The 20,091-nt window shown below is 67.4% G+C and carries 17 protein-coding genes; 11 read left to right on the plus strand and 6 right to left on the minus strand.

Features of this window, described 5'->3' with window-relative positions; translation table 11 throughout:
• Positions 1-34: 34 nt before the first annotated feature.
• Genes AC1KAR_RS13365 through ruvC form a run of 6 tightly spaced genes read left to right on the plus strand, consistent with a single transcriptional unit; the run spans position 35 to position 6,095 of the window.
• On the plus strand, positions 35-271 hold the full coding sequence (locus tag AC1KAR_RS13365) for a Fis family transcriptional regulator (RefSeq protein WP_480318429.1): 237 nt from the start codon (positions 35-37) through the stop codon (positions 269-271).
• Positions 272-284: 13 nt separating this feature from the next.
• Complete coding sequence (gene purH / locus AC1KAR_RS13370; protein WP_480318431.1) at positions 285-1,856, plus strand: bifunctional phosphoribosylaminoimidazolecarboxamide formyltransferase/IMP cyclohydrolase; 1,572 nt, start codon at positions 285-287, stop codon at positions 1,854-1,856.
• A gap of 23 nt (positions 1,857-1,879) precedes the next feature.
• A complete protein-coding gene (locus AC1KAR_RS13375; RefSeq protein WP_480318433.1) occupies positions 1,880-3,934 on the plus strand; it encodes an alginate lyase family protein in 2,055 nt (684 codons plus the stop codon).
• Between the two features lie 9 nt (positions 3,935-3,943).
• A complete protein-coding gene (locus AC1KAR_RS13380; protein ID WP_480318435.1) occupies positions 3,944-4,564 on the plus strand; it encodes a lysophospholipid acyltransferase family protein in 621 nt (206 codons plus the stop codon).
• The gene (locus tag AC1KAR_RS13385; RefSeq protein ID WP_480318437.1) at positions 4,564-5,535 is read left to right on the plus strand and encodes a phosphatidate cytidylyltransferase; all 972 of its coding nucleotides are present in this window, start codon (positions 4,564-4,566) and stop codon (positions 5,533-5,535) included. The genes AC1KAR_RS13380 and AC1KAR_RS13385 overlap by 1 nt, the downstream gene beginning before the upstream one ends.
• A gap of 11 nt (positions 5,536-5,546) precedes the next feature.
• The gene (ruvC, locus tag AC1KAR_RS13390; protein WP_480318439.1) at positions 5,547-6,095 is read left to right on the plus strand and encodes a crossover junction endodeoxyribonuclease RuvC; all 549 of its coding nucleotides are present in this window, start codon (positions 5,547-5,549) and stop codon (positions 6,093-6,095) included.
• A gap of 105 nt (positions 6,096-6,200) precedes the next feature.
• Here the strand turns inward: ruvC and AC1KAR_RS13395 are convergent, their stop codons facing one another.
• Genes AC1KAR_RS13395 through AC1KAR_RS13415 form a run of 5 tightly spaced genes read right to left on the minus strand, consistent with a single transcriptional unit; the run spans position 6,201 to position 11,728 of the window.
• A complete protein-coding gene (locus AC1KAR_RS13395) occupies positions 6,201-6,977 on the minus strand; it encodes an enoyl-CoA hydratase (RefSeq protein ID WP_480318441.1) in 777 nt (258 codons plus the stop codon).
• A 26-nt stretch (positions 6,978-7,003) separates the two neighbouring features.
• Complete coding sequence (locus AC1KAR_RS13400) at positions 7,004-8,131, minus strand: DUF3108 domain-containing protein (RefSeq protein WP_480318443.1); 1,128 nt, start codon at positions 8,129-8,131, stop codon at positions 7,004-7,006.
• A complete protein-coding gene (locus AC1KAR_RS13405) occupies positions 8,116-9,852 on the minus strand; it encodes a M61 family metallopeptidase (RefSeq protein ID WP_480318445.1) in 1,737 nt (578 codons plus the stop codon). Before AC1KAR_RS13405 ends, AC1KAR_RS13400 begins: the two co-directional genes overlap by 16 nt.
• Before the next feature lie 10 nt (positions 9,853-9,862).
• Positions 9,863-10,606, minus strand: a complete 744-nt coding sequence (locus tag AC1KAR_RS13410; RefSeq protein WP_480318447.1) for a DsbC family protein — start codon at positions 10,604-10,606, stop codon at positions 9,863-9,865.
• Between the two features lie 9 nt (positions 10,607-10,615).
• A complete protein-coding gene (locus AC1KAR_RS13415; protein WP_480318449.1) occupies positions 10,616-11,728 on the minus strand; it encodes an FAD-dependent monooxygenase in 1,113 nt (370 codons plus the stop codon).
• A 99-nt stretch (positions 11,729-11,827) separates the two neighbouring features.
• Here AC1KAR_RS13415 and AC1KAR_RS13420 point away from each other — a divergent pair, with 99 nt between their 5' ends.
• From AC1KAR_RS13420 to AC1KAR_RS13430, 3 genes are read left to right on the plus strand one after another with little or no spacing between them, the layout of a single operon-like run.
• Entirely contained in the window at positions 11,828-14,281 is a 2,454-nt protein-coding gene (locus tag AC1KAR_RS13420) for an AsmA family protein (RefSeq protein ID WP_480318451.1), read from the plus strand.
• Positions 14,278-15,168 (plus strand): MOSC domain-containing protein, encoded by an 891-nt coding sequence (locus AC1KAR_RS13425; protein ID WP_480318453.1) that lies wholly within the window; start codon positions 14,278-14,280, stop codon positions 15,166-15,168. The genes AC1KAR_RS13420 and AC1KAR_RS13425 overlap by 4 nt, the downstream gene beginning before the upstream one ends.
• Positions 15,169-15,177: 9 nt before the next feature.
• Complete coding sequence (locus tag AC1KAR_RS13430) at positions 15,178-16,083, plus strand: DMT family transporter (protein WP_480318455.1); 906 nt, start codon at positions 15,178-15,180, stop codon at positions 16,081-16,083.
• On the opposite strand, the gene AC1KAR_RS13435 is transcribed toward AC1KAR_RS13430, so the two are convergent.
• Positions 16,052-16,924, minus strand: a complete 873-nt coding sequence (locus tag AC1KAR_RS13435) for a pirin family protein (protein ID WP_480318457.1) — start codon at positions 16,922-16,924, stop codon at positions 16,052-16,054. The genes AC1KAR_RS13430 and AC1KAR_RS13435 overlap by 32 nt on opposite strands.
• A gap of 72 nt (positions 16,925-16,996) precedes the next feature.
• Here AC1KAR_RS13435 and AC1KAR_RS13440 point away from each other — a divergent pair, with 72 nt between their 5' ends.
• Together AC1KAR_RS13440 and ychF are read left to right on the plus strand one after the other, a co-directional pair.
• Positions 16,997-18,883, plus strand: coding sequence for a hybrid sensor histidine kinase/response regulator (locus tag AC1KAR_RS13440; protein WP_480318459.1), 1,887 nt, complete (start codon positions 16,997-16,999; stop codon positions 18,881-18,883).
• An 85-nt stretch (positions 18,884-18,968) separates the two neighbouring features.
• Positions 18,969-20,063 carry a redox-regulated ATPase YchF gene (ychF, locus tag AC1KAR_RS13445; protein WP_480318461.1) on the plus strand — a complete coding sequence of 365 codons (1,095 nt, stop codon included), beginning with the start codon at positions 18,969-18,971 and terminating at the stop codon, positions 20,061-20,063.
• Positions 20,064-20,091: the final 28 nt, after the last annotated feature.

Raw genomic sequence — 20,091 nt, forward strand, 5'->3', positions numbered from 1 at the left:
GTCGATCGCCGTACCCGGCGAGCGGGGAGCAGTCATGAGCAAGAAGCACATAGAAGAATGCGTGCGTGACAGCCTGGAGGCCTATTTCAAGGACCTGCGCGGCGTCGAACCCGCCGCGATGTACGACATGATCCTCAAGGTGGTTGAGAAGCCGCTGCTCGACGTGGTGATGAAGCACGCCGAGGGCAACCAGAGCCGCGCTGCCGAATGGCTGGGCATCAACCGCAACACGCTGCGGCGCAAGCTGCTCGACCACAAGCTCGTCAAGTAATTAGAAAGCTCCCATGCAAGCCCTGATTTCCGTTTCCGACAAGACCGGCGTGCTCGACTTCGCCCGCGAGCTGAACCAGCTCGGCGTGAAGTTGCTCTCCACCGGCGGCACCGCCAAGCTGCTCGCCGACGCCGGCCTGCCCGTGACCGAGGTCGCCGACCACACCGGCTTTCCCGAGATGCTCGACGGCCGCGTGAAGACGCTGCACCCCACCATCCACGGTGGCCTGCTCGCTCGCCGCGACCTGCCCGAGCACGTGGCAGCCATCAACAAGCACAACATCGCACCGATCGACATCCTGTGCGTCAACCTCTACCCCTTCGAAGCCACCGTGGCCAAGCCCGGCTGCACGCTCGAAGACGCGATCGAGAACATCGACATCGGTGGCCCGGCCATGGTGCGCTCGGCCGCCAAGAACTGGAAGGATGTGGCCGTGCTGACCGATGCCTCGCAGTACGCGCAGGTGATCGCCGAGCTGAAGGCCAGCAAGGCTGTCAGCAAGGAGACGAAGTTCGCACTGTCGGTCGCCGCCTTCAACCGCATCTCGAACTACGACGCCGCGATCAGCGACTACCTCTCAGCGCTGCAGGCCGATGGCAAGCGCGCCGAGTACCCGGCGCAGAGCAACGGCCGCTTCGTCAAGCTGCAAGACCTGCGCTATGGCGAGAACCCGCACCAGACCGCCGCCTACTATCGCGACCTGCACCCCGCCCCCGGCTCGCTGGTCACCGGCAAGCAGCTGCAAGGCAAGGAGCTCTCGTACAACAACATCGCCGACGCCGATGCCGCCTGGGAGTGCGTGAAGAGCTTCGACACTCCCGCCTGTGTGATCGTCAAGCACGCCAACCCCTGCGGCGTGGCGCTGGGCGCCAACGCGGCCGAGGCCTATGCCAAGGCCTTCAAGACCGACCCGACCTCGGCCTTCGGCGGCATCATCGCCTTCAACACCGAGGTCGATGGTGCCACCGCCGAGCACGTGGCCAAGCAGTTCATGGAAGTGCTGATCGCCCCGGCCTTCACCCCCGAAGCGCTGGCCATCTTCGGCGCCAAGAAGAACGTTCGCGTGCTGCAGATTGCGCTGCCCACCGGTGGCGCCACCGCCTGGGAGCAAGGACGCAACGCGCAAGACGTGAAGCGTATCGGCTCGGGCCTCCTGATCCAGAGCGCCGACAACCACGAACTCAAGCTCTCCGACCTGAAGGTCGTCACCAAGGCGCAGCCCACGCAGCAGCAACTGCAGGACATGCTCTTCGCCTGGACGGTCGCCAAGTACGTGAAGAGCAACGCCATCGTCTTCTGCGCCAGCGGCATGACGCTCGGCGTGGGCGCGGGCCAGATGAGCCGCCTCGACTCCGCGCGTATCGCGGGCATCAAGGCCGACGCGGCCGGCTTGTCGCTCAAGGGCTCTGCCGTGGCGAGCGACGCCTTCTTCCCGTTCCGCGACACGCTCGACGAGCTGGTCAAGGCCGGCGCGACCAGCGTGATCCACCCCGGTGGCAGCGTGCGCGACGAAGAAGTGATCGGCGCGGCGAACGAGCATGGCATCGCGATGGTGCTCACGGGCGTGCGGCACTTCCGGCACTGAGCGTGGCATCGACGGACGGAGCGGTGAGCCGGCCGCTCCAGTTCGCGCTCTACCGCATCCTCGGCAACAGCCTGCCGCCGCGGCACGGGCCGCGCGAGATGCTGGAGCACCTGGCCTTCACCCTCGCGAACGAACCCGAGCTCGAGGGCTGCCAGAAGCACTGGGTGCTCAACCGCATCGCTGACGCCGAGGTCGAGCACGAGTGCATCGAGCTGATACGCCGTGCAGGGCAAGCCTGCCTGCACATGCCTTTCGATCTGGCGGCGTACGCGCAGCGCTTCAACGATGTCTCAGGCATGCCCACCGGCCTGCTCGACATCGACTGCCAACAAGGCGACGCGGCGTTCGCGGCTTCGACCTTCGCGCTGGAGTGGAAGTACCGCCACAAGTGCCTGTACGCCGTCGGGCTGAACGAGGCGCGCAACCTGGCACTGGCCGAGGGCCGCACCAAGGCGCGCTGGACGCTCCCCTGGGATGGCGCCTGCTTCATCACGAGCGCCGCCTGGCAGCAGATCCGGGAGCTGGCGCAATGCGACGCATCGGCGCTGCACCTAGTCGTGCCGCTGGCGCGCGTGCAGAGCAACCAGGCGCTGCTGCGCAGTGATTTCCAACCCTGCGCCTTGACCGAACCGCAGCTGGGGTTCCGCAACGACAGCACCGAGCTCTTCGATGAGCGGCTGCGCTATGGCCACCGCAACAAGGGCGAGTTGTTGTCGCGCCTGAGCGTACCCGGCGCGTGGCAGGGGTGGCGCGCCGCGGCCTGGGATCTGGCGCTGCCATTGACCGGCGCCCAGCCCGGTCGATTCGTGCAGGGAGCCTGGGTGGCGCGATTGCAGGCCGGCTGCGACGACTCGGTCGAGACAAACGAACGCCTGCGCTGGCGCACGCGCTTCCTGGGCGTGGAGCAGTTGTGCCGCCGGCTGGATGAACGGATCGTTTCCGCGAACAACCCCGCGGGCCGCCTCTTGTGCTACTCCGAAGCCGCACTCGCGTCTGCATCCAGTGCGGTGCTCGCCCATGTTCTTGCCCAGGCGCGGGATGCCGTCTCGCGCCCCATCCCCACGATCCTAGCCAAGACAGGCTGTGCGGCCAGCGGCCAGAGCGCCGACTACCTGAGCTTCGCCCCCTACCTTCACCGCACGGCCGATGGTTCGACTCAATACCTGGACGGCGTGCGAAGCGCAGAATCGACGCCCGGGCACGCGGCAAGCCACAGCAACGACCGGGCCGCGCTCGATCACATGGTGCGCGACACCTGCGCGAGTGCGCTGGCCGGCCGTCTGAGCGGTGAGAAGATCTACTTCGCTCATGCCGCCCGCATCCTGCGCACGTGGTTCGTCGACCCCGCAACGCGCATGAACCCACACATGCGATACGCGCAGGTCACCCCAGGGAAAGACGGAGTGGGCACCCCGTGGGGCGTGGTCGATTTCCGCGGGTTCTGCGCGCTCGTCGATGCGGTCACGCTGACCTGGAGGGCCGGTGCTCTGAGTGATCAGGAGCTGAGCGGTATCAAGGCATGGTTCGCAGCCTTCGTGGTCGACATCGAGCAGCGCCAGGTCGGCCGCCAGCCCAACAACATTGCGGTGTGGCACGACCTGCTGGTGGCCACGCTGGCGGCCTTTGTCGGGCGCAACGGTCTTGCCGCGAAAGTGATCTCCGATCTGCCGCTTCGGCTGGTGTCGCAGCTCAGCGCCTTCGCCGTGCCCCAACTCGAACTGCAGCGAACCCGGCCCCTGCACTACAGCCTCTTTCTCGCACAGGGCCTGATCCACCTCGCTTGGCTGGGGCGCTCGCTCGGTATCGACCTGTGGCGCTACCAGGCATCGCTCCGCCGGGACGTGGCCTCGCTGCTGCGATTCATCGCGCTCAATGGCCCCCTGTTGCCAGACCACGCGGCCGACGCCGAGGGGTTCAAGCAGCGCATCAGCCACGCGCTCTGGCAGGCACCGGTCGACGCGATCGGCTTCGATGCCATCGCTTCGCTGCGCCCTGCAACGTCGCCATGTGGGGCAGACGACGACTGCGCCGGGGGCCTGCCCTTCATGGGGTGTCTTTCACACGCCGCCGCTGCGTAAGATCGCCGCATGTCACTCCCTACGGTCACCGGCCTGTGTCTCGCCTTTCTCGCGCGGCTGATCACAGGCGCGCAAGGCCACTGGTACGGCAGCCCGCCCAAGGCCGAGCAGCGCATCTACTTTGCCAACCACCAGAGCCACTTCGACTGGGTACTGATCTGGGCAGCGCTGCCGCGCGACCTGCGGGCACACACCCGCCCCATCGCGGCGCGCGACTACTGGACAGCCTCGCCGCTCAAGCACTGGATCACGCGCGAAGTCTTCAACGCGGTCTACGTGAGCCGCGTGCGCACCGACGATGAAGATCCGCTTGAGCCACTGGTCGAAGCACTGCGCAATGGCGACTCGCTGGTGATCTTCCCCGAGGGCACGCGTGGCAACAAGGGTGAGCCGCAGGCGTTCAAGGCCGGCCTCTTCCACCTGGCGGAGCAGTTCCCCGATGTGCAACTCATTCCGGCCTGGATCGACAACGTGCAGCGCGTGATGCCCAAGGGCGAGGTCGTTCCGGTGCCGCTGCTGTGCACCGTGACCTTCGGCGCGCCCGTGCCGCTGCAGCCCGGCGAAGACAAGCGCGCCTTTCTCGCGCGTGCGCGCGATGCCGTCATGGCACTCGCCAAGGTGGCAGCCTGATGGGAAGCTGGTTGCGCAGCCTCACGATCTCGCAGCAGATTGCCCTGCTGTTCGTGATCATCTTCGGCGTGCTGACGATGGCCACCGTGGCCGCGTTCGCGCGTTCGCTCACCGACCTGCCGCCCCAGCGCCAACGCCGCCATGAGGCGCTGCAATTCGACCTGCGCGCGCTCTGGCTGGGCACGCTCCTGTTCTGGGTGGCGTGGGCTTCGGGGCCGGTCGGCTCCACGCTCCTGTTCGCGGTGGTGTCGTTCCTGGCGCTGCGCGAGTTCATCACGCTCACGCACACGCGCCGCGGCGACCACCGCGCCTTGCTGGCGGTGTTCTTCGTGGTGCTGCCGATCCAGTACGTGCTCGCCGGGGCGCGCTACTTCGACCTGTTCTCGGTGTTCATCCCGGTCTACGCCTTCACCGCGCTGCCGATCCTGGCGGCGCTCGGCAACGATCACACGCGCTTTCTCGAACGCACCGCCAAGATCCAGTGGGGCACCATGGTGTGCGTGTACGGCATGAGCCACGCACCGGCGCTGCTGCTCCTCGAGTTCAAAGGCTACGAAGACCGTGGCGCCTTTCTGGTGCTCTATATCGTGATGGTGGTAGTGACGGCGCAGATCGTGCAGCAGACCGCCAGCCACCGCCTGCGCCGCCGCCCGGTTGCGCGCCAGATCAGCCGCAACTTCTCTTGGCGCGCGTGGGGCCTGGGCATGCTGGCCTCCGGTGTCATCGGCGGGTTGCTGTTCTGGATCACGCCGTTCAAGGCACCGCAGGCAGTCCTGATCGGCCTCATCGCGGGCGGATGCGGCACGATGGGTGCGCTGGTGATGCAGGCCCTCAAGCGCGACGCCGGCGTGCGCCACTGGGGCAGCCGCGCCTCCGTGACGGGCGCTGTGGGCCTGCTCGACCGTGTCGCGCCGCTCTGCTTTGCCGCGCCGGTGTTCTTCCATTCGGTCCGCTGGTACTTCGGCGCCTGATCGCCGGCCTCATGCGAATCCTCGGCATCGACCCCGCCCTGCGCACCACCGGTTTCGGCGTCATCGACGTCGAGGGCAGCACGCTGCACTACGTGGCGAGCGGCACCATCAAGACCGATGCGGCCGATGTGGGGCAACTGCCGCAGCGCCTGAAGATCATCTACGAGGGCGTGCGCGAGATCACCGCGCGCTACAAGCCCGACTGCGCCTCGGTGGAGATCGTGTTCGTCAACGTCAACCCGCAGAGCACGCTGCTCCTGGGGCAGGCGCGCGGCGCGGCCATCACCGGGCTGGTGGCCAGTGGTCTCGATGTATCCGAGTACACCGCGCTGCAGATGAAGAAGGCCATCGTGGGCGCCGGCCATGCGCGCAAGGAGCAGGTGCAGGAGATGGTGAAACGCCTGCTCAAGCTGCCCGGCTTGCCGGGCAAGGACGCCGCCGACGCACTCGGCCTGGCGGTGTGCCACGCGCACGCGGGCGCCTCGTTCGCGGCGATCGACCGGGCCGCGGTGCGCACCCGCACAACCAAGGCGCAGTTCAAGGGCGGGCGCAGCTACTGAGACCGTTCGGGTTGCCGGACTGCCACTCCGCTCAGCCTGAGGTATCGAAGGCCTGCCCAGGCCGTGCCCAGCTTCGACGCCTCAGCCCGAGCGGTGGGTGGCTGCTCACCGATGCTTGAACTCGGCCTTGCGCTTGGCCAGGAAGGCGTCCATGCCTTCCTTCTGGTCGTCGGTCGCGAACAGCGAATGGAACACGCGCCGCTCGAACACGATGCCTTCGGCCAACGGCCCTTCATAGGCGCGGTTCACCGCCTCCTTGGCCATCATCACGCTCGGGCCGCCGAACTCGCAGATGGTCTGGGCAGCGGCGAGCGTCACGTCCAGCAGCTCGGCAGCCGGAACCACGCGCGAGACGAGCCCGGCGCGCTCGGCCTCGGCGGCGTCCATCATGCGGCCGGTGAGCACCATGTCCATCGCCTTGGCCTTGCTCACGGCGCGCGGCAGGCGCTGCGTGCCGCCGGCACCCGGGATGACACCCAGCTTGATCTCGGGCTGGCCGAACTTGGCCGTGTCGGCAGCGATGATGAAGTCGCACATCATCGCGAGCTCGCAGCCGCCCCCGAGCGCGAAACCGGCCACCGCCGCGATCACCGGCTTGCGGATGCCGCGGATCGTCTCCCAGTTGCGGGTGATGTAGTCGGTCTTGTAGACATCCATGTAGCTCCACTTGGCCATCGCCGCAATGTCCGCACCAGCGGCGAACGCCTTCTCGCTGCCGGTGATCACGATGCAGCGCACGTTCTCATCCGCGTCGTAAGTCTTGAGGGCCGCGCCCAACTCGTTCATCAGCGTGTCGTTCAGCGCGTTGAGCTGCTTGGGGCGGTTGAGCGTGATCAGGCCGGTCGCGCCGCGCAGTTCGGTGAGGATGCATTCGTAGCTCATGGTCGTCTCTCCAGGGTGAGTGTTCGTCAGTTGGGCAGCCGCTCGGCCAGTTCGGGCCGGCGGTCGAGCGTCAGATCCAGATGCGTCTCGGGGTCGGGCCGAATGCGAAAGCGTACCGGCAGATAGCGAAGTTGGGGGGCGATCCAGATATCGACCGTCATGTCGCCCCCCTCGCGCGGCTCGCGCAACGGCTTCAGGTGGAAGGCCTGCACCTCGCCGAAAGGCGTGCGCAACAGCTCTTCACCCTGCACCTCGTAGGCCCAGAGCGACACGCTGCGCGGCATCGCGAGCGGCAACTCGATTCGTTCGCCCACGCGCAGCCGCCCGGGCTGCGTGCCGAACAGCCAGCTCAGCTGCACGAACTGGCTCACGGTGTCCTGCACGCCCGGCCAACGATCGACCACACGCCCGTTGGTCAGCACGACGGATTCGCCCTCGAATCGCACCACGCTGTGTGACGGCCCGCGAAAAGGCACGCGCGTCTCCTGGTCGTAGCGCACAGGCGCCAGCCCCTGCGGGGTGATGCGGCCGTCGCTGCTCATGCGGCGCGAGGCGATCATGTCGACCGACACATCCAGGTGCACCTGGTAGCGGTCGCCAGCAAGAATCCATTCGACCTGCGCCTCTCCGCGCACCTCTCCGCGGTAGTTGCCGATCAGCTCGTAGCGCAGGCGGGTCGATACGGGCCACTCGAACGGCTCAGCTGCGGGGTCGGGCGACGACGCTGCGGCACTGGCCTGCGCGACCGGCGCACCAGCATCGTCGGCGGGCGCAGAAGCCGCCTGCGCCACCGATTCTGCGAGCACATCGGGTTCGGCAGGCTGGGGCTCGGGCCGCTCCGGCTTTGGCGGCCCGGGGTCGGGCTCCGGCTCGGGCTGTTGCGGCACAGCGGCGGATGCGGCCGGCGCAAGCGCCCGCGCCGCCTGCGCACGGCGCTTTGGAGGTGCGGGCGGCGCCACACGCTCAGGCGGCGACTGGAGCTCCATCTCGCGCACATAGCTGACCTGGATGCGCGCCGGCATCTCCGACTCGGACGCCACGCGCGGCAAGTGGCGGGTGATCCAATCCGCCGCCACGAGGTGCAGCACCAGCACCACCCCCACCACCGCCGCCTGCAACACGCGGCGGCGCAGAGGGTTCAGGTCGGCAGCCATGCGCGCCTGAGCGCCAGAGCGGCCGGCGGCGCCTTGTCGGCCGCGGCCAGGGTGAGCGACACCGCGCCGCTGTCAGGCGCAGAAGGCAAGGCGAGCGGCAGCGTGAGCATGCGCTGGTCGCGCGACACCAGCAGCTCTACCGACCCATCGGCAGGCACCAGGCGCGTGAGGTCGTCGACGCGGCGCAAGCGCCAGCCGTTGGCGGCGATCAGTTCATCGCCCGGCGCGAGACCAGCCGCCTCGGCCGCGCTGCCGCGCAGCACGTGCGTCAGCTTGATGCCGGTGAGTGCGCTCTCGGAGGCGCGCAGCCCGATGCGTTGCGCCGCCGCAGGTGTCTGCTGCGCCCAGTTCACGCCAACCTTGGCCAACAGCGAACGCCAGGGCGCATCGTCGGTTCCGTGCACCCACGCCTGCAACTCCTTCGAATACGAGCGCCCACCCACATCGGCCAGGGCCTGCGCGATGTCTGCTTCGGAAATCGGACCGCCCGTGCTGCGCTCCCACAGCAGGCGCATGACATCGTCGAGCGAACCATGCCCTTCGGCGCGCAGCGTGAGGTCGAGCGCCAAGGCCACCAGCGAGCCCTTGGTGTAGTAGCTGATGGTGGCGTTGGGGGTGTTCTCGTCGGTGCGGTAGTACTTCACCCAGGCGTCGAAACTCGCCTGCGCCACGCTTTGCACCTTGCGCCCCGGCATGCCGAGCACGCCCGAGATCGTCTTGCCGATGAGCTTGAGGTAACGGGCATCGTCGATCAGCCCGGCGCGCTGCAACAGCAGGTCGTCGTAGTACGAGGTGAAGCCTTCGAAGAACCACAAGAGCTCGGTGTAGTTCTCGCGTGTGTAGTCGAGCGAGGTGAACTCGAACGGCCTCAGCCGCTTGACGTTCCAGGTGTGAAAGTACTCGTGGCTGATGAGGCCGAGCAGCGTCACATAGCCGTCGGTGAGCTCGCTCTTGCCACGCTGCGGCAGATCGCGCCGCGAGGCGATCAGCGCGGTGCTGGCGCGGTGCTCCAGGCCGCCGTAGCCGTCGTCCACCGCGTTGAGCATGAACACGTAGCGCTTGAAGAAGCTCTTCTTCTTGCCGTGCCAGAACGAAATCTCTGCCTCGCAGATGCGGCGCGTATCGGCCAGCAAGCGCTCGCCGTCGAAATCGGGCAAGGCTCCCGCCACGATGAACTCGTGCGAGATGCCGGCCGCCTTGAACTCGCCTCGCCAGAAGCGGCCCATCTCGACCGGGTGGTCGACCAGTTCATCGTAGTCGGCGGCTTCGTAGCTGCCCTTCTTTCCGGGCAGCGCCGGCAAGGCGGTGGCCACGTCCCAGCCCTTGGGCAACGCGCGCATCTCCACGCGGTGTGGCTCGGCTTCGCGGCCGTGCACGCGCAGGAAGACGCTGGTGCCGTTGAAGAAGGCGCGGCGCGCATCGAGAAAGGCGGTGCGCACCGAGCTGTCGAACGCGTAGACCAGGTAGCTCACGCTCAACGCCGCGTTGCCACTGCAGGCGGCGTCCCAGGTGGCCTTGTCGATCTGGGTGAGCGGCACTTCTCGCGTACCTTGCCGGGCCTGCAGGCCCGAGAGGTGGCGCGCGAACTCGCGCACCAGGTAGCTGCCGGGTATCCAGGCCGGCAGGCTCAGCCGCTGGGTGGCGGCCGGCCTCGCAACAGTGAGGGTGACGCGAAAGAGGTGGGCGTGTGCGTCGGCGATCTCGAGCCGGTAGGAGACCATCAAGCGGGGATCAGTTGTTGGCGGGCTTGCCGGCGGCGCTGGCGACGAGCTGCTTCTCGATCTGCTCGGCGTTCATTGCACCCGGCACGCGCGTGCCGTCGGCAAAGATGATGGCCGGCGTTCCGTTGATGCGGTACTTCTGCGCGAATGCGAGGTTGCGCTCGAGCGGTGTCTTGCACGCCCCCATGTTCTTGACCGGCATCTTGCCGTCGAGCATCCACGACAGCCAGGTCTTGGACGGGTCCTTGGCACACCAGATGTCTTCTGCCTTCTGGTGCGAGTCACCACCCAGCACCGGCAGCAGGAAGGTGTAGACCGTGACGTTCTGGATCTTCTGCAGGTCGCGCTCGAACTTCTTGCAGTAACCGCAGTTCGGGTCGGCAAAGACGGCGATCTTGCGCGCGCCGGTGCCGTTCTTCCACATGAAGGCGTCTTTCAGCGGCAGCTGGCTGAACTCGACGGCGGTGAGCTTGTTGACGCGCGCCTCGGTGAGGTTGGTGCGGGTTTTCGATTCGACGAGGTGACCGTCGATCAGGTAGTTGCCAGCCTCGTCGGTGTAGAAGAGTTGCGTGCCAAGGCGCACTTCGTACAGGCCGGCAATCGGCGTCTTGCTGACTTCATCGATCTTGGGCCACTCGGGGAAGCGCTCGGCGAGCGTCTTGCGGATCTGCGCCTCGTCGGCGAAGGCCGTGTGGGCCAACAAGAGGGCGGCAGCGAAGGCAAGCAGGGTACGGGCGTGGAATCTGGACGACATGGTGAGCTTTCAGGAACCCAATGCGCGCGAGGTGAGCCAGCGCTTCAAGGGAGATAGGTGATTGACGAGAGTCATGCCGCGATTGCGAAGTTCCCGCAATGCAGGCTGCTCCTGAGAAAAGAGGCGCAGCAGCCCATCGGTGAGCTGCCCCATGGCCAAGGTGGGCACCATGCGTTGCCGTTCGTAGCGGCGCAGCAGGCGCGCGTCACCCAGCGGTCGCCAGGCTTCGCGTTCGGAAAGGATCTTGGTGAACGCGGCCACATCGGCCAGCCCCAGGTTCAGGCCCTGGCCGGCGAGCGGGTGCACCACGTGCGCCGCGTCGCCGAGCAGCACCCAGCCGGGGCCGCTCCAAGCCTGTGCGCGAGCCAGAGTCAGCGGCCAGCTGGCGCGCTCGCTGGCCAGCCGCAATGCGCCACAGGCGCCACCGGTGGCTTCGTTCAAGGTCTGCTCAAAGGCTACCGCATCGAGCGCGAGCAGTTCCTGCGCGCGAGCTTCGGGCATGGACCACACCAGCGCATGCGAGTGCCCGGGCTCCGGCGTATCAAAAGGCAACAAAGCCAGCACATCGGGCTGCCGGAACCACTGTCGCGCCGTGTTGGCGTGGGCGCGCTCGCTCGTCAGCCGCGCGGCAATCGCACGGTGGCCGTAGGGTTGGTGCTCCCATACGACGCCCAGTGCATCGCGCACCTTCGAGGCCTTGCCTTCGCACACCGCGGTCAGCGCGGCCTCCACTGGGCCGGAGCACAAGGTGACATGCGGCGCAAACCGGACGGCCGATGCGAGCGATTGCTCGAGTACCGCCGCATCGGTGATGCAGGCAAGTTCGGGAAGCTGCTGCTGCCAGGCCGAGAACTCCAGCACCCCTGCGGGGTCATCACCTTCGATGTGCATGTCGTAGACCGGCGTGGCGGCGTGCGGCGGCAGGGCGTCCCAGACCTTGAGGCTGCGCAGCAACTCGACCGAGGCCGCGTTCAGCGCGTAAGCGCGCACGTCCTCGCGCGCGGGCGCCGCGGCTTCGGCATCGGCCACCAGCGCCACTTGCAGGCCCTGGCGTGCCAATGCGAGCGCGAGGCTCTGCCCCACGACCCCCGCTCCACGCACACACACATCGAAACGATTCATAGCCGTTGGATTGTAGAGACGGGCGTGCGGTGAAGCGCGCAGGGCAGAATCGGTGGTTCCCCTCTCAGATGAAGCCCCCACAAGGGGCCCCGCGATCGAATGAAGTCCCCCTGGATGCGCAAGGTGCTGATCGGCATCGGGGCGCTCGTGCTGCTGTTCGGTGGTCTGCTCGCCTACCTGGTGGCGAGCTTCGACGCGAACGCCTACAAGGGCCTGGCGATCGCGTGGATGAAAGCGAACCGCGACCGGACCCTGGTGGTCAACGGGCCGATCCGGCTCACGGTGTTCCCCCGGCTGGCGATTCAGGTCACCGGTGTCACATTGAGCGAGAAGGGCCGCACCGAAGAATTCCTCGGGCTCGACGAAGCGGCCTTGTCCGTGGCCATCTGGCCACTTTTGCGCAAGCAGGTGGTGGTCGATCGCGTGCATGCGCGCGGCGTGCGGATCAACTACTGGCGCACCGCGCAAGGGGTCAGCAACCTGGATGACCTGCTCGCGCACGATGGCAACACCAACGCGCCGGCACCGCCCCAGGCGAGCCAGGGCACCGAGTCCAACGCGCCCACGATGCGATTCGACGTCAGCGGCGTGCAGCTCGATGAGTTTCGGCTCGCGGTGCACGATGAACCCACGCAGATCAACGGCGTGGTGTCGCTCAAATCGCTGCGCACGGGGCGCCTGGCAGATCAAGTGGAGTCCAAGATCGAACTGGAGGCGCAGCTCGCGCTTCGTTCCCCCGCCGTGCAAGGTGCCTTGAACGGTAGCGCCCGGCTCACGCCCGACGTGGCCGCCAAGGGCATGCGCCTGCGCGACATGCAGCTCGGCTGGAAGGGCGACCTGCCCGGCGTGCAGGCGGCCGATGCCACGCTGCGCGGCGACCTCGCCTATGACGCCACGCACGGCACGCTGCAAGCCAACACAGTCGAGCTCGCCGGCGCGGCCAACCTGGGCACGCTTCGCCTGGCCAATTCGACGCTCACCGTGGAGCAATTCGCGTACGACCCGGGGCAACGCGCCCTGCTGTTCTCCAATCTCGACGTGAAGCTCGCGGGCACGCGCGGCGAGCACCCTCTGAGCCTGCAGCTCGACTGGCCGGCGCTCTCGGTCAAGGGCGAGAGCCTCACCGGCAGCCCGCTGAGCGGGCGGCTGCAGATGCAAGGCCCGAACAGCTTCGAGGCCAGCTTCAAGACAGCGGCGCCGAGCGGTAGCTACGCGCGCATCGTGGTGCCCAATGCCGAGGCCACGCTGAAGGGCCGCAGCGGCCCACGTGCTCTGAGTGGCGTGGCGAGTGCGACCCTGCTGCTCTCGCCTGCGGACGGTTCGCTGGCGCTTAGCGACATCGAATCGCAATTCAAGCTGCAGGAGCCTTCGTTGCAGCCTCTGGTCCTCACGATCAGCGGCAAGGCCGATGCCTCGTCGCAGGCGGCGCATTGGGCCTTCAAGGGGCACGTGAACAACAACCCCTACACGAGCGACGGCAGCGCGATCCTCGCCACCACGCCGCTCACGGTCAACGCCCGCGCGCAGTTCAGTTCTCTCGATCTCAACCGGCTCCTGCCCGCCGAGGCAGCGGCGTCGGCCCCTGCCCCCAGCGGTGCGGCCGGCCAGCGTGCGGACGACACGCCCGTCGATCTTTCCGCCCTGCGCGCATTGCAGGGCCGGTTCGACCTGCAAGCCGGGAGTTTCGCGTACCGCCAGTACCGCGTCGCCGAGGCCAGCGTCGGCGCCACACTCGAAGGCGGCATGCTGCGCATCAATCAGTTCACTGGCAAGACCTGGGGCGGCAGCTTCAACGCCACCGGGCTGGCCGACGCGCGGGCGAGCCGCGTGGCGGTGACGGCCGTAGCGACCGGCGTGAACGTGAACGCGCTGCTGAAGGACGTGGCGCAGAAGGACGTGCTCGAAGGCACCGGCAACGTCAGGCTCGATGTGGACACGGCGGGCGCCAGCGTCAACGAACTGAAGTCTCGCCTGAAGGGTGTGGCCGGCTTGCAGCTGCGCGACGGCGCGATCAAGGGCGTGAACCTCGCCCAGCGCCTGCGCGAGGCCAAGGCCGTGATTGGCATGAAGCGCGCCGACGAGCGCCAGAAGGCGAGCCTGACCGAGAAGACCGACTTCTCCGAGCTGTCGGCGAGCTTCCAGATCGCCACCGGCGTGGCCCGCAGCAAGGACCTCGACGTGAAGAGCCCCTTCCTGCGCATCGGCGGTGACGGTGCCATCGACATCGGCAAGGCCCAGATCGACTACACCGCGCGCGCCACCGTGGTGTCCACCTCCAAGGGCCAGGAAGGCGCCGACCTCGCTTCGCTGCGCGGCCTGACGGTGCCAGTGCACCTGAGCGGGCCGCTGGAGGCGATGGAGTGGCGCATCGAGTGGTCTTCGGTGGCCACGCAGCTGCTCAAGACCGAAGCCGGCGCCCAAGTGCGCGACAAGCTGCTCGAAAAGCTCGGGCTGCCCGGCGCGGCCAGTGCGGCAAGCGGCAGCGAGGCCGACGCGGCGCGCGACGCGGCCAAAGAGAAACTGAAAGAACGTATCAAGGGGTTGTTCAAGTGAGCATCGAAAACAGCGGCGACCACGGGAACGAGAGCGGTGACGTGACCGTGCAGGTGGCCGGGTTGAACGTCTACCCGGTCAAGAGCTGCGCGGGCGTGAGCCTGCACGAATCCCTGCTGATCGAGACCGGCCTCGAACTCGACCGCGCATGGATGCTGGTCGACGCGCAGGGCAATTTCGTCACCCAGCGCGAGCTGCCTCGCATGGCGCTGATCCAGCCGACGCTCAAGCACACCGAGGTGGTGCTGCGCGCGCCAGGCATGCTGGCGCTGCACCTGGCGATCGACGCGGTCGAGGCGCCCGTTCGCGTGACCGTCTGGGACGACGAGGTCGCGGCCTACGACATGGGCAGCCTGCCCGCGCAGTGGTTCAGCGACTTCCTCGGCCAGCGCGTGCGGCTGGTGCGCTTCGACCCTGAGCAAAAGCGCCTGTCCAGCAAGAAGTGGGCAGGCGACATCGACGCAGAGAACGCCTTCAGCGACGGCTTCCCGATTCTTGTGGCGTCCGAGGCCTCGCTCGAAGAGTTGAACCGCCGCCTCGCACAACGCCAGGGCGCATCGGTGACGATGGCGCGATTCAGGCCCAACCTCGTGCTCTCGGGCCTGGAGGCCCACGGCGAAGACCACCTCGACGAGATCCGCTTCGACACACCCGAGGGCACCGTGCGACTGAAGCTCGTGAAGCCTTGCGCGCGCTGCCCCATCCCCAACGTGAACCCGCTCACCGGCGAGCCCGGTCACGAGCCCGGCGACACCTTGAGCACCTATCGTGCGGATGCCGGGCTGGACGGCGCCATCACGTTCGGCATGAACGCCGTCATGGTCGAAGGCATCGACTGCGGCCTGCGCGTGGGCATGGGCGGAAGCGCGAGCTACAGGTTCGACTGAGCGCTCCGAATGCAGCGCCTGCCCGCTTGGGGCCTCTTCACGATCTGCGTGCTCGTGTGGAGTACGACCTGGTACGCCATCACGTACCAGATCGGCGTCACCTCACCGGAGTTCGGCGTGGCCATGCGCTTCGGCCTGGCGGGTGCCGCGGTGCTGGGCTGGCGGGCATTGCGGGGCGACAGGCTGCGCTACGGCTGGCGAGCGCACGGATGGTTCGCGCTGCAGGGCCTCTTTCTCTATGGCGTGTCGTACATCTGCGTCTACCACGCCGAGAAGCATCTGCCCTCGGGCGTGGTGGCCGTGGGCTATTCGGCCTCGCCGCTGGCAGCCGGCATCGGGGCGGCCTGGCTCTTCGGCAGCGCACTCACGCGCCGCTTTCTCGCGGGCGGCCTGCTTTGCCTGCTGGGTGTCACGCTCATCTTCTGGCCTGAATTCGCCAAGACGCGGGCCGATGGCTCGACCCTCCTGGGCGCGGCCTTCACCGTGGGCTCGGTGCTGCTGTCCACTGTCGGCAGCCTCGCCGCCAGCCGCAACGGCGAGCGCGGTCTGCCGATGTGGATGAGCCTCGGCTACGGAATGCTCTACGGCAGCCTGGCCGTGTTCACCGCGCTGCTGGTGGCCGGACAGCCAATCACGCTGCCCACGATCGCATCGTGGTGGGTGTCACTTCTGTACATGGCATTCGCCGGCTCGGTGGTCTCGTTCGCCTGCTACCTCACGCTGCTCGAGCGCGTGGGTGCGGGGCCGGCCGGCACCATCGGCGTGATGACGCCCATCCTGGCGCTGGTGGTCTCGGCCGTGTTCGAGAGCTACCGGCCCGATGCCCTGGCCGGACTGGGTGTGCTGCTCGCGGTGGCGGGCAATGTCCTGATCCTCAGGCGGGTCAGGCCGGCCGCTTCTCGGGTAGCGGGATGAACTCCGTCTCGCCAGGCACGCGCTCGAAGCGCTGAGCCGCCCAGTCGTCGGCGGCCTGCAGGACGCGCTCCTTGCGGCTGGAGACGAAGTTCCACCACATGTGACGGTGGCCGAGCGGCTCGCCGCCAATCATCACGACCCGCGCCCCCTGCGGCGCCTGCAGCCGGGGCGTGGTCCCTTCGGGCAGCACCACCATCACGCCCGCGGGCTGCTCGTCGCCCTCGATCGAGAACGGCTGATCGATGCTGTAAAGCGCCCGCTGCGCGGCGGCAGCCGGAACGGTGATCGCGCAGCCCGCAGGCATGGCGAAATCCACGTACAGCGTGGGCGACAGGGTCGGCACCGGCGACTCGACCCCGAACGCGCTGCCGATCAGCACGCGCACCGACACGCCCTCGACAAGGGTCGACGGGATTGCGTCGGCCGGGGTGTGCGAGAAGCCAGGCGCATCTTCCTCGTGCTCGGCCGGCACGGCCGCCCAAAGCTGCAGGCCGTGGCTACGCCGCTCCACGCCGCGCAGGTCGTCAGGCGTGCGCTCGGAATGCACGATGCCGCGCCCGGCGGTCATCCAGTTGATGGCGCCCGGCTCGATGCGCTGGACCACGCCGGTGCTGTCGCGGTGCATCATTGCGCCTTCGAACAGGTAGGTGACGGTTGCCAGCCCGATGTGTGGGTGAGGTCTCACATCGTGGTTGTCGGCCGGCTGCGCAGTGATCGGCCCGAAATGGTCGAAGAACAGGAAGGGCCCGACCGACTGGGCTTGCGCAGAAGGCAGCAATCGTCGTACGGTGAAGCCCCCGCCCAGGTCTTTCGTGTGCGATACGAGGGTAAGCAGCTTCATGGTATGCAGTCCGGGAGCGATGCGTGCCCAACATAATAGGTCGCGATTCAAAAGCAGCGATGGGCCCCCACCATGTCGATCGTCGATGAGTCACCCCTCCTCGCGCCGCCACCGGCGCGCGAAGCCCGGCGCGGCCGCAAAGGCATCACGCTGGTGGCGCGCGGCACCACCTTGTGGCTCTTCTTTCTGGGCATCGTGGCCATCCTCGTGGTCTGGATCGCGGAATCGGCGCTGGGCTACATCACCCCATCCGACCGCTGGGCCTACCCGGCGCTCATCGCCTGGTTCGCTGGCCTGCTGATCCTGGCCAAGCGTCACAAGCGACAGCTCGTGCTCGCCCAGGGTCTGGCTGCGGTGGGGCTCGGCGTGTATTTCATCTATAGCATGTTCTACATGCTGCTGATCGCGACCGATACATCGCTGTACAGCTCCGCCTCGATGGTGCACTGGCTGATTGGCGCGCACCTGCTGATCTTTGCCACCTGGACGGCATGGCGGGCGCTCGCTCTGAGTATGGCGATCGCGGTGCTCACCACGCTGCCGGTGGTCATCGTGCAGTTGAGTGACACGCAACCCATCGGCTGGCACGAGACACTGTGGCCGCTGTATGCCAACGGCGCGTTCGCGCAGGCGTTGATGGTGGCCGCACTCTTCGGCATTGCACTTCAGTTGCGGCGGCTCTCGGTGCTGGCCCCCGGCATCGACAGCCTGCTCGAAGACCAGAGCAGCCAGCCGATGACGGTCGACGACCTCGTCACGCGCCGCATGCGCGATCTTGAGCAGGCGCGCGATGCGGCCGAAGAGGCTTCGGCGGCCAAATCGCGCTTTCTCGCGGTGATGAGCCACGAGCTGCGCACGCCCCTGCATGGCGTGCTCGGCGCGGCCGACCTGCTGCGTGACACGCAACTCACCGAACCCAACCGCCGCGAACTGGTCGAGACGGTGCGCCGCGGCGGCAGCCATCTGCTGCACCTCATCAACGACGTGCTCGACCTCTCGCGCATCGAAGCCGGTCGCCTCGAACTCCTCAATCAGCCTTTCGAGCTGCGCAACTGCCTGACCGGCATGCTCGAAACCGTGCACGCCCTTGCCGAGGCGAAAGATCTGGCCTGTCGTGTCGCGGTCGACGACTCGGTGCCCGCATGGCTGCGCGGCGACGAGTTCCGTCTCAAGCAGATCCTCATCAACCTGATGGGCAACGCCATCAAGTTCACCGACCGCGGGCACGTGAGCCTCGCGCTTCGATACGAACCGGTCGCGCAGGAGCTGCAGGTCTACATCGAGGACACCGGCATCGGCATCGAACGCGAGCACCAGGAGCTGATCTTCGATGCCTTCCATCAGGCCGATGGCGGCGTCACGCGGCGCCACTCGGGCAGCGGGCTCGGGCTCGCCATCACGCGCCAGCTGGTGCACCTGATGCACGGCCAGCTCGCCCTGCAGAGCGAGCCGGGCGTGGGCACCCGTGTCACGCTGCGCTTGCCGCTGCCCAGCGCAGCGCCCAGCACGGCGCCTGCGAGCAATTCGTCGATGGGGCCGCTCAGCAACGGGCTGAACGGAGCTCGCGTGCTGCTGGTCGACGACGACGCCGTCAACACCATGATCGCCTCGCAGATGCTGGAGAGTGCTGGCGTGAAAGTCCTCACGGCCAGCACGGGTGTCGAGGCCCTCAATCAGCTCACCCGCGGCGGCTTCGACTTGGTGCTGATGGATTGGCGCATGCCCGACATGGACGGCCTGGAAGCCACCCGCCGCCTGCGCGCGGGTGAAGCAGGCGAGCACGCACGCCATCTGCCGGTGATCGGGTTCACCGCCAACGCCTACGCCGAAGACCGCGCGGCCTGCCTGGCTGCCGGTATGAACGACGTGCTGGTCAAGCCCGTGGGGCGCGTGCGGCTGATCGAGACCGTGCAACAGGCGCTCGACTCGCACCCGGCCACCGCCGCCGGGCTGATGTGACCGATGCCCCCGCGAGGCACACCCAACTAGAATTGCCACCCCGTTCGCGAGCCTCGCGAACCCCCCTCTACACGCCCCACGCACCATGAGCCTCAAATGCGGCATCGTGGGCCTGCCCAACGTTGGCAAGTCCACCCTCTTCAACGCGCTGACCAAAGCCGGCATTGCGGCGGAGAACTACCCTTTCTGCACCATCGAGCCCAACGTGGGCGTGGTCGAACTCCCTGACCCGCGCCTGGGCTTGCTGGCCGAGATCGTGAAGCCCGAGCGCATCGTGCCGGCGATCGTCGAGTTTGTCGACATCGCGGGTCTCGTGGCCGGTGCCTCCAAGGGTGAGGGCCTGGGCAACCAGTTTCTTGCCCACATCCGCGAGACGGACGCCATCGTCAACGTGGTGCGCTGCTTCGAAGACGAGAACGTGATCCACGTGGCCGGCAAGGTCGACCCGATCGCCGACATCGAGGTCATCCAGACCGAGTTGTGCCTGGCCGACCTGAGCACGGTCGAGAAGACCCTGCAACGCTCGATCAAGGCCGCCAGGTCGGGCAACGACAAGGAAGCCGCCAAGCTGGTCGACGTGTTGCAGAAGTGCCAGGCCGCGCTGAACGAAGCCAAGCCGGTGCGCAGCATCGCCTTCAGCAAGGAAGAACTGGCCGTGGTGAAGCCGCTGTGCCTGATCACCGCCAAGCCGGCCATGTTCGTCGGCAACGTCGACGAAGGCGGCTTCGAGAACAACCCGCTGCTCGACAAGTTGCGCGCCTACGCCGAAGCACAGAAGGCCCCCGTCGTGGCCATCTGCGCCAAGACCGAAGCCGAACTCGCCGACATGGGCGACGAAGACCGCCTGATGTTCCTGCAGGAGATGGGGCAGGACGAACCCGGCCTGAACCGCCTGATCCGCGCCGCCTTCAGCCTGCTGGGCCTGCAGACCTACTTCACCGCCGGTGTGAAAGAGGTGCGCGCCTGGACGATCCACATCGGCGACACCGCGCCGCAGGCCGCCGGGGTGATCCACACCGACTTCGAGCGCGGCTTCATACGCGCGCAGACCGTCAGCTTCGACGACTACGTCGCCTACAAGGGCGAGCAAGGCTCGAAAGACGCCGGCAAGATGCGCGCCGAAGGCAAGGAATACATCGTCAAGGACGGTGATGTGCTGAACTTCCTGTTCAACGTCTGAGCAAGCGGCCAGGGCGCATGACGCGCCG

The sequence above is a fragment of the Piscinibacter sp. PDB1-1 genome (assembly GCF_056675995.1).